General features: G+C 42.2%; 13 protein-coding genes. 7 read left to right on the top strand and 6 right to left on the bottom strand.

The window, feature by feature from the left end; translation table 11 throughout:
• Positions 1-102: 102 nt before the first annotated feature.
• The 5 genes from K9M52_RS10620 to K9M52_RS10600 all read right to left on the bottom strand — a co-directional run bounded on the left by K9M52_RS10620 (position 103) and on the right by K9M52_RS10600 (position 6529).
• Positions 103-3102 carry a glycoside hydrolase domain-containing protein gene (locus K9M52_RS10620; RefSeq protein ID WP_224068408.1) on the bottom strand — a complete coding sequence of 1000 codons (3000 nt, stop codon included), beginning with the start codon at positions 3100-3102 and terminating at the stop codon, positions 103-105.
• 114 nt (positions 3103-3216) lie between these two features.
• Positions 3217-4434 (bottom strand): RNA polymerase sigma factor, encoded by a 1218-nt coding sequence (locus tag K9M52_RS10615; RefSeq protein WP_224068407.1) that lies wholly within the window; start codon positions 4432-4434, stop codon positions 3217-3219.
• Positions 4435-4477: 43 nt separating this feature from the next.
• Positions 4478-4819, bottom strand: a complete 342-nt coding sequence (locus tag K9M52_RS10610) for a YciI family protein (RefSeq protein WP_224068406.1) — start codon at positions 4817-4819, stop codon at positions 4478-4480.
• 10 nt (positions 4820-4829) lie between these two features.
• Entirely contained in the window at positions 4830-4997 is a 168-nt protein-coding gene (locus tag K9M52_RS10605; protein WP_224068405.1) for a hypothetical protein, read from the bottom strand.
• Positions 4998-5527: 530 nt separating this feature from the next.
• On the bottom strand, positions 5528-6529 hold the full coding sequence (locus tag K9M52_RS10600; RefSeq protein WP_224068404.1) for a hypothetical protein: 1002 nt from the start codon (positions 6527-6529) through the stop codon (positions 5528-5530).
• A gap of 150 nt (positions 6530-6679) precedes the next feature.
• Between K9M52_RS10600 and K9M52_RS10595 the strand changes: the two genes are divergently transcribed.
• The 6 genes from K9M52_RS10595 (at position 6680) to K9M52_RS10570 (ending at position 11107) form a co-directional block, all read left to right on the top strand.
• Complete coding sequence (locus K9M52_RS10595; protein ID WP_224068403.1) at positions 6680-6820, top strand: hypothetical protein; 141 nt, start codon at positions 6680-6682, stop codon at positions 6818-6820.
• The gene (locus K9M52_RS10590; RefSeq protein ID WP_224068402.1) at positions 6817-7005 is read left to right on the top strand and encodes a hypothetical protein; all 189 of its coding nucleotides are present in this window, start codon (positions 6817-6819) and stop codon (positions 7003-7005) included. Before K9M52_RS10595 ends, K9M52_RS10590 begins: the two co-directional genes overlap by 4 nt.
• Positions 7006-7015: 10 nt before the next feature.
• Positions 7016-7432 (top strand): Abi family protein, encoded by a 417-nt coding sequence (locus K9M52_RS10585; RefSeq protein WP_262902401.1) that lies wholly within the window; start codon positions 7016-7018, stop codon positions 7430-7432.
• 372 nt (positions 7433-7804) lie between these two features.
• On the top strand, positions 7805-9241 hold the full coding sequence (gene asnS / locus K9M52_RS10580) for an asparagine--tRNA ligase (protein WP_224068400.1): 1437 nt from the start codon (positions 7805-7807) through the stop codon (positions 9239-9241).
• Between the two features lie 188 nt (positions 9242-9429).
• Complete coding sequence (locus K9M52_RS10575; RefSeq protein ID WP_224068399.1) at positions 9430-10209, top strand: helix-turn-helix domain-containing protein; 780 nt, start codon at positions 9430-9432, stop codon at positions 10207-10209.
• A 73-nt stretch (positions 10210-10282) separates the two neighbouring features.
• Positions 10283-11107 carry an NmrA family NAD(P)-binding protein gene (locus K9M52_RS10570; RefSeq protein ID WP_224068398.1) on the top strand — a complete coding sequence of 275 codons (825 nt, stop codon included), beginning with the start codon at positions 10283-10285 and terminating at the stop codon, positions 11105-11107.
• 495 nt (positions 11108-11602) lie between these two features.
• Here the strand turns inward: K9M52_RS10570 and K9M52_RS10565 are convergent, their stop codons facing one another.
• Positions 11603-12418, bottom strand: coding sequence for an enoyl-ACP reductase FabI (locus K9M52_RS10565; protein ID WP_224068397.1), 816 nt, complete (start codon positions 12416-12418; stop codon positions 11603-11605).
• A 397-nt stretch (positions 12419-12815) separates the two neighbouring features.
• On the opposite strand from K9M52_RS10565, the gene pnuC reads away from it, so the two are divergent.
• A complete protein-coding gene (gene pnuC / locus K9M52_RS10560) occupies positions 12816-13406 on the top strand; it encodes a nicotinamide riboside transporter PnuC (protein ID WP_224068396.1) in 591 nt (196 codons plus the stop codon).
• Positions 13407-13537 lie beyond the last annotated feature (131 nt).

Genomic DNA, 13537 nt, shown 5'->3' with positions numbered 1-13537 from the left:
CCCTTTCCTATATGAAAGCGGGAAGCACCAGGTCTACCTATTCCAGATATGCCCAACGCTTCCTGATCATCTTAATTGCCAGATGCTTCCGTTCCCTATCATCTAATGCTGGCTCAACTCCAGTAACCATCCCTTACCAGGTTGGACCGGAATAGTTCCATTTGGGTCAAAGGTTTTCTCTTCCTGGAACTTTTCAATCCGGGGCGCCTGTAAGGTTACCCGGTCCGGATCCAGTCCCAGTGCCTTCCAGTTGATGCGCAGGCGAACTTCCGTCACTTTAGGTGCCCAGCTGGCTATGGCGATCAGGACTTTGCCTTTTTTCTGATAAATCGTAGCCGGCACTTTAGGGTTATTCGTCGTAACCGGATTATCAGTAGCCCAGTAGCCGATCATCTCAGCGGTCCCAATACCGAAGCTATCCCACTGTTTCCACAAGGGTCGTGGATCTGCGGTCTTTGACCACAACAAGCGATCTGTCATGCCATAGACCATTCCTCTCCAGGGATTGCCATCCCCTTCCAGCATTTCTCCCATCAGCCCGAAAGGAATGCCTGACATCTCAGTCAGGTAATAATCACTGGACGTATTTTCATAGTCGAATTTCTCTCCAAACCAAAGTCTGTTCAGGTAAGGAAAGAGTTCCATGTAAAGCATGGCACTGTTAATAAAACCATCAGCTTTATCATACTGGCTGGCAGAATGCAGATCAATCAATCCCGGATGGTTACCGGTTGTCAGCACCCTTTTGACTCTTTTCATGATATCGCGGTCAAAGGCCACATCGTCCAGATAGACCCCGTCAATCCCGATATTTTTGGTTAGCCAATTCATGCCCTCTACATAATAATTATGCCACCTGCTCATGCCGCTGTTAACGATAGCTGCGTCTTTTTCTTCGGGTGTGTACCAGGCCGCAATATAATCCTGGTCTAAATGTTCTCTTAACCAGGAATAGCCTCCACCCTTACCGGCAGAGTAGATCTCATGGCCCAAACTAAATAGCGCCGGCAACTCATAGGCCCGGTTAGATAACTCTCTTACCGTATTATAGATCTTGACTTTCATCCCGTCCCTGTGCGCGCTGTCGATGTATGCTTTCATTTGACGGGTGCGAATGAAGGGATAATTAATATAAGGGTTAATGGGTGTACCCTGATGAATGTTGATCACTGTTGCCCCAAGTGCCCTGGCCGTATCGGTATTCAGGTATTTATGGATATAACGATTGGCAAAATGATCTTTGGTATCCAGCGTATGAAAAGGTGTGATCAGTAACCTAAAATTAAAATATAGTGTATCTCCTTTTCTAAGACGACGTGCACCGGTATAGTTATCCACCAGATAAGCGGCGCCTTTCATACCCATTTTTATACCTCCTTTACCTTCATTGCCCCAGGAAACAGGTAATAACAGCGGCTTCTGCAAATAGAAATTGGTATTCAGCGGTCTTACATAATGTTCATCTCGTAAGGAATACTGCAGGCCTGCATTGACATCGCCGAGCCAGGCACCATCCTGGTTTTTGGTCGCCACCTGCCATTTCCAATCAACTGTAGCCGGTGTCTGCTGACCTTCATAGCCCAAGCCCATGATATATTTACTGGCAGCCGGCACCATTGGCAAATGTAGTGAAACATTACTGAGCTCCACATCCTGTAAGGCGGTTACCTTTACCGTATAGTTCACAAAGCCGTCAAATTCAAGGGAGCCACCAACCAGCATATCCAGCTCAGCGGATTGATTATCTACCGTCCAGGCAACTGTTCCTTCACTGATTTGTGTATACTGTAGCTTTCCCGATGTAAATGCAATTTGTTTACCGTTTGTCTTGGTAAAATGAAAGTGGACAGGCTCTGTCAGCAGATTCCGCCCCGAGTCTCCGATAGACGTCATTCTTGTCGTAAAAAAACTTTCAACCTGTCCCGGCAATCCTGTTTTTGCAACCTGAAACGCTCTGCCTAATAAATCAATCGTATTGCCGGATTTTTTAAGCGGTGTGTACGGTTTGATGACTGTATTTTTTTCAGCCAAGGTAGAATTCAGCCAGGCTAGCCGGGTTTGTTTCCAAGGTTCATCCACTCCATGATCTTTGGCGAGCCGTGGGGTTACTTTCAGTTGAATCTGCACAGTTTTGGCGCCGGCATCCGCAGTTGTAATCGTTGCCTTTCCTTTATATAAACCAGGCTTCGCATTTTCCGGGACAGCGACTGTGCACCAGAGGGCCTGCACCTGGCCTTTGGGTACATTAACTTTAAAAGATTCCGGCTGGCCGATCCAATTCACACCCGTATTGTTGATGCAGGCTAGTGCCGACTCAGGAATCACCGCTCCTGTAGTACTTTTAAGATCACTAAACAATACTTTTACATCGGATAATGCTGAGCGCTGCGCAAAGAGCCCCAGCTGGAAAGCAAAATTTTCACCCTTGTCTGTGGTGTCTTTAAAACTTAAAGACGGCCCTTTTTGAATCCAACGGTATGGAAGGTCGCCGGTCATTCGGATGGGATGCATCCGATCTTCCGGAAATACCAAAAAAGGAGCACTGGCATTTTTTGCGACTAAAGCAGCAGTTTCCTGCTGGGTTGCAATGACCTCCATTGGATCAAATTGATTAAAAGCATCTACAGACTCAATGGCTACGGCATGCGCATCCGCCAGGTTCTTTGTTGTATTCATTTCACGCAGCCAGCCGTCTGTGGCATGTTCAGTTACCGGCAAATATATTGTGCTCGGGTAATAGGTGCCTTTTAAGTGGTAGGGCATGTAATAGATGTAATACATGCCGGGGCCCGAAGTGGGCTCAAAGTAAATCGTTCCGGACGCTCTGGTAAAATCCGCAGATTTCTGGTTTTGAATAACCTTGTTTGTTTGCGCATCCACAACAATGACCCCTTTATTTTCGGGAGCTGCATCCCTCCTTCTCCAGGGCACCTCGACTTTGGCCACAGTGCCTTTAGATGTTACCTGGACAACAGCTCTGTGGTTACCCAGACTGTCAGCATTCCAGCTTGTTTTACTCACGCGGTATTTCATGAGCCCGGTCTGTGCGATAGCCAGGCTGGCCATAAGACTGAAAAGACCGGCTATAAACAGTTTTTGCATACTATATGAAACGAATGATTAATAAAGGGGAAGGTACGCCAATTATGCAAAAATGACCCATGCAAACGGTTGACTTAATGGCAGTCTGTCAGCAGCTTTAATGCAGCCATCTCTTCAATTTCCCTTTAAAATCCGGAGTTTCCCGTCCAGAATTCGTCTGGCATCTGCTGATTTTGCCAATTCCCTTGCTTTTTCCAGATGGAATTTTGCTTTCTCATCCACTACACCTTCATAGAGTTCCCCTAAAAGACTGTGATACAAGTGGTGGTTTTTGAGCCCGATCTTTTCCGCTTCCTGAATGGCCGCAGTTTTACCTTCTACCTTAGATAATGCATACGCCCTGTTCAACGCAGCCATTGGAGAATACTCCAGCAACAGGAGTTGATCATAAAGCTTGAGAATCTGGGGCCATTTTTGTTGCTGCTCTTCAGGAAAGCTATGCCAGAAAGCAATGCCGGCCTCGAGATGGAACCTACTGATTTCAGGGGTCATTTCCTGTTTTTTCTCCATTGCCTTGTGCATGTAGTAGCGCCCTTTATCTATCAGTGGCTGCTCCCAAAGCTTTCTGTTCTGGTCCCGGTATAAAACAACCTCACCATTATTATCCGTTCGGGCATCAAATCTGGATGCATGGAAACACATTAAAGCCAGTAAGGCATGGGTGGTGGGTAAGGCTGTCAGCGGCGATTCCGTTAAAAGGATCATTAAACGCATTGCTTCCTTACAAAGATCTTCCCGAATCAATTTGCTCGCGCCTTCACTGTAATATCCTTCATTAAAAACCAGGTATAGTGTCATTAATACCTCGGGGAGTCGTTCTTTTATTTGCGCGGTGGAGGGTTGTTCTACAGCAACCTGGTTCAGTCTCAATTGCTGTTTGGCTCGCTGTAATCGTTTATAGATCACCTCCCGGTCGGTTAAAAAGGCGGCAGCGATCTCATCCGCCCCAAACCCGCAGAGCAGATTCAGTGCCAACGCAATTTGAGCAGCCGGCTTATTGTAGGGATTACAGACGACAAATAGCATGGCTAACTGACTGTCTTTTACATGGGCTTCAGACAGGTCCAGGTCGAACTGCTCCACGCCGGTTTTGGCATCTGCCATTACATTGGGCACAATCTTTTCACGAAATAGCTTATTTCTTCGTAAATGATCGAGAGCCTTGTTTTTGGCGGTGACATAGAGCCAGCCGGCCGGGTTCTCAGGTAGTCCTTTTAAACCCCAAAGTTCAGCGGCTGCCAGAAAGGTATCGCTAACGATATCCTCTGCCACCTCCAAGTATTCCGTACCAAAGGATCTGATCAGAACAGAGATCATTTTCTGATGCTCCATTCTGAACAGATTGGGTATAATTTCCTGATGTCGCATGAAAAAATTACAGGCTGTCTATTTCTCTGACTTCTACATTGCCTCCAAAAGCAAAGATGGGACACCCTTTCGCGAGTGTTGCCGCTTCATCCAAGTCCTTTGCGTTTACGGCGATATAGCCACCAACTGCTTCTTTTAGCTCAACGAAAGGGCCATCGGTCACCACTCCTTCAGCCCGCACTACTTTGCCGGTTTTCTTGAGACGATTGCCACGGTCTGCCAAATGGCCGCTTGCTTTCAATTCAGCCACCCAGTCCATCCATCTTTGGGTAATAGCCTGCATTTCTTCAGCAGAATGCTCGGGAAGCTCAGCTTCATTCCTTCTAAACAAATACAAAAAAGTACTCATAGTCTTCATTTTAATAGGTAAAAAAATTATATACCCTATAACGAACCGGGTAGACAAAATTGGACAATTCCGTTTTAATTAAAAAATATTTAAATCCCCATAAAGGATCTCTCGAAATACCGTCAATTACCTGGTTAGGGGCGGCTACTGCTTCAGGTTTACCAATAATTGTTTTCAATCATATTAATTATAAACATAATACAAACCTGTTTATGTAAAACGCCTTTAAATTATTTTTTTTGTTTTAGTGTTTATTTTTTTCCTTTTGTGAGCAAAACAATGGAGTATTACGGAGTCCGCTGACGCTTCCGTCCTGCAAATTTTTGAAAAAAATTTCCCTCCATGTTCCTTGTTTGCGAAGCCCAAAAGTATTAAGAAGATGGCTCAGACTAAAAACCTGGGCCATTTATTTTATTTCAGGTTTATTTTTGATGTAAGCTATAAAGGTGTCTAAAATTTAGACACCTTTATAAATGGATTACAATATTTTCTATTTACCTCGCTTGTTCTGATTATGGTTTTTAACTAGTTGTAGAATACTCGATAAAATAAATATACAATATAAAAGTATTAAAAAGTAGTAATGTCGGCCAGGATTATAAGTGGTAAATACAATAATAATACCTATGACTGAACTTATAATACACAACCATGATATAAAACTGCTATTTATAATACGAAGTAATTTAGGCTCTTTATAGTTCATAATTATTTATTTAATAAAGGCAACCAATAATTCAAACTATGTGAAGCTACATGTAATCCTGCTTTAAAGCTAATTTTTTCTTCACTAGTTAAATTCGATGTAGTATCTACATAGTTTTGATAATCTTCCGTTAAGCTCAACGAGTTAGTAATACCTTCTGCATCTAAATATCCTTGTTTTAAATTGTTTTCAAAAACTACATCAGCGGTTGAGGAACTTTCCTCCGAAGCCCCCTCTCCGGAGGAAGGTTCTGGAACATCATCATCGTTGTTATCCCAGACTGCAGCCCCACGTTGCTTTACAAAAGCATCCAAGTCCATTTCTTTGTCAATACTATCAATAAGCGCAATTTCATAATGTGAAAGTTCAATTCCTGCTAAGTAGTTTTGAACAAATGTCCCCCCCGCTAGAGACCCTTCACTACCACCATTTTCATCTCTTTTAATTAATGCTGAAAGGATTGCATCGTGTAAAGTACCTACTATAGCCGGATCTACGTTGCTGTTATACGCATAAGAAGTATCTCTGGTTGGAAGAGGGTCTAATGGCGGTAGACTAACCGCAGATCCCTTATAAGCATCATAAGAACAAGCACCTCCTATAATTGCACCACCCGCTACAGCTCCAATTACCACTCCCGCTTCTGGATTGCCTGCTAACATACCCACTCTAGCACCTACCCAGGCTCCACCTTTACCCCCAGATATAGCACCGCCTATATCAGCCATCGCTACAGCCACAAGATTTGTCCAACTGAAACCTGTAATGGCTGGGTCTGTAGGTCCTGCAGGACCGCCAACATCACTTCTTTCGTTGCCAATACTAGCAAGGATCTTATGACTTAATTTCGATGTAGAATGTTTGGCATTTATTGCTTTTAAGTCAGAGCTAAATTTTTCAATTCGAGATTTCTCCGAATTAATACCATTGTTAGCTGTTTTGGTACAGGAAGTTGCGAATGCTAGCAATACACACGCAACAATAGTTAGTTTAAAATACCTCATAAAATTTATTTTAGTTAAAAATAGGCTTCTACCTATAGATACGAAGCAGAAGGGGTTTATCCCCCAAAAAAAGTTATATTTTTTTTAATTTAATATGTTACTTCATATACACCAATTATTAATGAAAAATTAATAACATTTTTATTAATTGTGGAATTGAGTAAAATGGGCGCTGTTACTCAGGTCATAAACCAGGGTCAGGAAGATAGTCAGGCAGATCAGGTTCCGATTAAAGGCCTCAGCGAACTGGAATATATTGAACGATCACGGTATATCTATTTAAAAGGATGATGCATCGGGATGAGGAAGAACAGGTCGTAATGAATTATTTATCAGATCGTTACCCCATACTGCGAACGGCATTATGTCTAACTGAAAAAATCAGAAACTGGTATGACAAAAAGCATATAGGGAAAGATTTAGACTTTGTGGAAAGAGATTTATACGACTGGCTGGATGACGTGGAAGATACTTGAAATAGCTTCCATGGGAACACTTTCCAAACTGTACAAAAATCTAAAACATCAACTTCCAGAAAAAGCAATGATAGCCAAAGAAATGGGCTTGAATTTGCATAGGGAATTGTCCAGTTGGCTGGAAGCTATCACTTATATCCGGAATATTATTGCACACCATTCACGATTATGGAGCAGGAATATGGTCAAACGACCGACGGAAAGCCTAAACAATCCAATCGGACAATGGCTTGAAAATCCCTTAACACAAGTACAAACAAAAAAGCCTTTTTTAATAATTTCTTGTTTGGTTTATTTATGTAATGAAGTAACACCAGGACACCAAATAAAAACAAAAATCTTAGACTTGCTTAATAGCAACCCTGATATACCTATTTACAAACTCGGCTTTCTAAACAACTGGGAAGACGAGCTTTTGTGGAAATAAGAACAATATTATGACCAGCGTCCAGCACAATAGTGATTAAAATACTTCAGCCCGATTGTTATACAAAAAGTGCGCTGCGAAATTATAATTCTCCGAGTCGCATAAACTGTTCAATAGTTACGCTTTTACTTTTAGATGTTTTCCGTTATTGCCATTTTATTTGCCAATACATTTTCTTTACCCTTTAATCTTCAGAAAACAATAACGAAAATATTCCAAATACCGAAACACTTCCTAATAGACTGACTATTAACTCATTGCTCAGACAGCGCCGTATATCCGCTAAAGATTTTAAAGGGACAGCAAATGGCTTTATCAAAACCCTGAATTAAGTTATCTTTGCGCCTTACCGATATTAATTAATTTATTCAGATGTTTAACAAGAGAACAAAAATTAAGGCATTACTCAATGGTGAGCTCACCGGTCAGCAGGTAACGATTATGGGATGGGTACGTACATTTCGTAATAATCAGTTTATAGCCCTTAATGACGGAAGTACTATAAATAATCTGCAGATCGTTGTCGAACTTGGTTTACTGGATGAGGCCGGCCTCAGACGCATCACCACCGGTGCTGCCCTGAAGGTGACAGGCGAGCTCGTGCCGTCTCTTGGAAAAGGCCAGAAGGTCGAAGTCAGGGCATCAGCGATAGAGATACTGGGAGACAGTGACAGCGAAAAATACCCGTTGCAGCCTAAGAAGCACAGCCTGGAATTTTTAAGGGAAATCGCGCATCTGCGCTTCAGGACCAGTACATTCAGTGCTGTATTCAGGATCCGTCACAGCCTGGCGTTTGCAATTCACCATTTTTTTAACGAAAAAGGGTTTGTTTATTTACATACGCCTATTATTACATCCAGTGATGCAGAAGGTGCCGGAGAAATGTTTCAGGTAACCACATTGCCATTGGATAAACTGCCGGTTAAAGATGGCGGCGCCATCGATTTCAGCCAGGACTTTTTTGGCAAAAGCACTAATCTGACCGTTTCGGGCCAATTGGAAGGCGAACTGGCGGCGACAGCACTGGGAGATGTCTATACGTTTGGCCCCACTTTTCGTGCAGAGAACTCCAACACGACCCGTCATTTGGCCGAATTTTGGATGATAGAACCAGAAATGGCATTCTATGATCTGGAAGACAACATGGATCTGGCAGAAGCCTTCATTCAATACCTGATCCGGTATGTAATGGAACATAATGCTGAGGATCTTGCATTCCTGGACAACCGTTTGAAGGAAGAAGAGAAATCGCTTCCTCAGGCGCAGCGCAGTGAGCTTGGGTTACTGGAAAAATTACAGTTCGTTGTAGACAATAGCTTTGAAAGGATCACCTATACGGAGGCCATTGATGTGCTGCAGCAGTCCCCCGCCTATAAAAAGAAGAAGTTCAAGTATGAGGTAAAATGGGGTATCGATCTGCAAAGTGAACATGAAAGATACTTGGTAGAAAAGCATTACAAGAAGCCGGTTATTGTAACAGATTATCCGAAAGATATTAAAGCATTTTATATGCGCCAGAACGATGACGGGAAAACCGTAGCCGCGATGGACATCCTCGCACCAGGGATCGGTGAGATTGTCGGAGGCTCTCAGCGAGAAGAGAGATTCGACAAACTGGAAACCAGAATGCAGGAGATGCGTGTACCGGTTAAGGAAATGCAGTGGTATTTAGATACCAGGCGTTTTGGATCTGTCCCACATGCCGGATTTGGTTTGGGTTTTGAAAGAATGGTTCTTTTTGTTACCGGCATGAGCAATATCAGGGATGTAATTCCCTTTGCCAGAACACCTAAAAATTGTGAGTTTTAGCAGAAATTTACGACTTCAAAAAAGCCTGCCTCGCTTTAAAGATAGGCAGGCTTTTCTATCCCGGACCGGAATTAATTATGCTGGCATTGCACCCGGGAAATAAGCTTACCGATGATACATCCCCCATTCATCAGCTGATCATTTTCGGTCTTACAATTTCGCCTGGCACAAATCGGAAAAAGAAGTGAATGAAATTTAATACAATATCCCCTGATCAATCCATCTCTTTATTTGTAAAAAATATTATGGTTTTTGAGGAGACTGAAAATAAGCAGCAAACAGTCCTTCCTTTTTTTGCTGATGGCTATCCGGGCCTGATATTCCAGGAAACGGAAAACGGTCTGTTCGTCAGCCCTCAAAACAAACAAATGCCCACTCTATTTCTGTATGGACAAACTTTAATGCCTATCGAACTAATAATGCAGGGAACTTATAAATTGATCGTTTTTCAGTTATTTCCCTTTGTACTCAATAGTTTTTTTAATGTAGAGCCGAAAGACCTTAACGACAAGTGCTATAACCTTGAACAGTTACCTGATGAGAGTGGCATTCAGGTAATTGAAAAATTGCGTAAAACGAAACCCCGGCATAAAAGAATTTCAATTCTCTCCGATTTCCTTAATGCGTTATTTGAACACAAAAAAAAGGAGATTGACCTGAATATTGCTTCCGCTATCAAAAAAATAATCCGGAAAAAAGGACAGGTATCTATTCAGGAACTATATAACGAGATTTATTTAACGGAAAGAACTTTTGAACGCCGGTTTATTAATGCGGTCGGTGTTACCGCAAAACAATTTTCTAAAATAATTCAGTTTCAGCAATCACTTGAACAGCTGACAGTAAAAGATTATACAAACCTCACAGATATTGTATATGCAAATGGCTTTGCTGATCAATCACATTTTATAAAAGTATTCAAAGCCTTTACAGGAAAAACACCTTCAGCTTTTAAGTCACAAAAATAATTTTGTCGGTTTTGTTCTATTTATAGCTATACGGCGAGGCTACTTTTGTTCCATAATTTTAAACTACAAGAAAATGGACAAAAGAATTTTAATTTTAGGCGGCACCGGAAAAACAGGAAAACGAATTGCCCGGGGTTTGCAGCACCTTCAAGTCCCAATTCGGTTGGGATCAAGAAACGAAAATCCGCCTTTCAATTGGGATGATCCGGGCAACTGGCAGAACGTGCTTGCCGGAATCGAAAAAGTTTATATAACGTTTCAGCCTGATTTGGCAGTTCCACAATCCATTGAAAAAATAAAACTTTTTACAGAAACCGCAAAAGCAAACCATGTAAAAAAACTGGTGCTTCTGTCAGGCAGAGGAGAAAAAGAAGCGCAGGCCTGTGAACAAATCATCATCCAATCGGGTTTGGAATGGACAATTTTAAGGGCAAGCTGGTTTATGCAGAATTTTAGCGAAAGCTTTTTGCTCGACTCTATTCTGAACGGCGAAGTGGTGCTTCCCACTGTAAAAGTATCAGAGCCATTTGTTGATGCTGATGACATTGCTGAAGTTGCCGTGAAAGTTCTGACCGAGCCAAATCACTCAACCAAAATCTATGAACTTACGGGTTCGGAATTGTTATCGTTTGAAACCACCGTTTCCACTATTGCACAAGCGCTAAACAGGAAAATCAGCTATACTGAAATTGGTATGGACGAATATGTGGCTGCACTCAAATCATACCAGTTACCCGACGATTTCATTTGGTTAATAAAATACTTATTTTCAGAAGTGCTTGACGGAAGAAACCAATGGTTGAGTAATGATATACAACATCTATTGGGTAGAAGACCTGCAACTTTTGAAGAATATGTAACTAAAACTGCAAAAACAGAAATATGGAAAGTTTACTAAACCATATTCCGGCGCGACGGTTTCAATCGTGGTCATATGGCTTACAACATTATCGGCAGTACTTTTTTATAGTCAGGATTACTTTCCTGACAGGAGGTCTAGATTGCAATTGGCAAAGTTTACCGTTTCAATAGCATGCGAAAAATATTGGAACACGCCTGGAACTCATAGCACGGGATCGGACCAGTTGCGGCCATCGCTTCTTTTAGCCTCACAATACTACCGGTCATTAAAACAATTTCAGCAAAATAAGGAAAACCAATAAGATTTCTTCTTTTTAGTTTGTTGTCCGTGCGGAAGGGATTAATACCCTTTGGAATCCTTCTTAAAAGGAAGTATTTCTATTCCGGTACCTCACAAACTTTTAAAACAAAGAGCGCCGGACATACTGTGATCCATTCTAACAGTATGTCCGGCGCCCTTTGTTTTTATCCGGTATTCACGAGAGGCCGATTTTCCAGCTATGCGGTTCCGGCACTTTTGCTTCTGATTTTGTTATTGACCGGCCATTTTATCTACAACAGACTGTGTAACTCCTGTGGAACTGTACCCTCCGTCATGGTAAAGGTTCTGCATGGTGACATACCTGGTCAGATCACTGAACAACGTAACACAATAGCCGGCAAAGGCCTCTGCTGACGCATTACCCAGGGGACTCATGGCTTCAGAAAAGTTGATAAAACCATCAAAGCCTTTTACGCCGCTTCCCGCTGTAGTTCTGGTAGGTGACTGGGAAATCGTATTGACACGGACTTTATTCTTGAGTCCATAATGGTATCCAAAGCTTCTGGCGATACTTTCCAATAAAGATTTGGCATCTGCCATTTCATTGTAATCCGGGAACACACGCTGCGCAGCAATATAGGTCAATGCAACGACACTTGCCCATTCGTTCAGTGCATCCTTTTCATACGCCACCTGTAACACCCTATGGAAACTAACGGCAGAGATATCCAAAGTCTTTAATTCCCATTCATGATTAAGCTGCGTATAAGGATTTCCCTTACGGATATTCATGCTCATTCCGACACTGTGCAGGATAAAATCAATTTTACCGCCAAAATGGTCCATAGACTGGTCAATCAGAGCCTCTAAATCTTCCATTTTAGTAACATCTGCACCGATAACAGGAGCACCTATCGCATCTGCCAGTTTATTGATCTCGCCCATTCTTAAAGCGATTGGTGCATTGGTGAGAACGATCTGAGCTCCTTCCTCATGACATTTAAGTGCTGTCTGCCAGGCCAGAGACTGTTCATTTAGCGCACCAAATATGATTCCTTTTTTTCCTTTTAATAGGTTATGCGACATGGGTTAAATTTTTATATGATTGTATTCTTGCGTTTAAAGATAGTTACTAAATTGACTCCACAAAGAAAAGAAATTTTTAATTTATATAGTTTAAAGAGGACGAATTTGTCCTACTTATCGCACCATATGGCATAAAATAATGCTCTACTGCTGCTCTAAGCTATATTTTGCCCCTTAAAAGCCCTATCTTGCAGTCCATAACATCACGGGGAGCCTTCCGGGCTATGTAACACGGAGAAGCTGAGAATCAAACCCGTATGACCTGATCAGGATAATCTCTGCGTAGGAATTGATGTTGGATCCCTCCTTTTGGAAGATTCCTTTCCAAATTGACCTCCCAGCCTGCAAATACTTGTTCTGACAGCTTCATCATGTTTAAATGAAAATAGAATCGTTTATGGGCTTATATCGCTGGATTGAGATCATTGCCGTTGCCTTCGGGCTGCTTTATGTGATATTTGTCATCAGGCAAAACATCTGGTGTTGGATATGCGGCATACTAGCCAGTGGCCTCTATATATGGTCCTGTATCCATGCCAAAATATATCTCGAAGCAGGTCTCAACTTTTACTATGTAGTAGTGGGGTTTTATGGATGGTACCATTGGCTTCACGCAAAAAAAATCAATGCCAGCGGCAAGACCGTTGACCTCCCGGTCTCTGTCTGGAAAACAGGTAATCATGTCGTTAATCTGATACTCTGTATCATCCTAAGTCTGGCCCTGGGCCGCATATCTCATCAAATGACAGACTCTCCGAGGCCGTATTTTGATGCAGTGATTACCGTTTTTAGTTTTAGCGCGACTTATATGGAAGCAAGAAAGGTGCTGTCCGCCTGGGTATACTGGTTTTTTATCAACGGGGCCTCCGTGATATTGATGCTGGACAGAGATATGCCGGGGTATGCCATACTCTCCGCCGTTACGACCCTGCTTTGCATCAAAGGCTATTATGATTGGAAAAAGAGTTATACAAAATTATCAAAGTAGCATACAATCGTAAACATCCAATCAGCATCCCGCTATTTTTTTGTATTTTAGCCTGCTCGATTTCGTATGGGGAAGATCCTCCATATGAATATTTTATGCTTATTTTTATTAAATCAGGGACACATTAAAAC

Source organism: Arachidicoccus terrestris, assembly GCF_020042345.1.
In the GTDB taxonomy this organism is placed as follows: Bacteria; Bacteroidota; Bacteroidia; order Chitinophagales; family Chitinophagaceae; genus Arachidicoccus; species Arachidicoccus terrestris.
The sequence above is the reverse complement of the archived record's forward strand: the minus strand, read 5'-3'. Positions and strand labels throughout refer to the sequence as shown.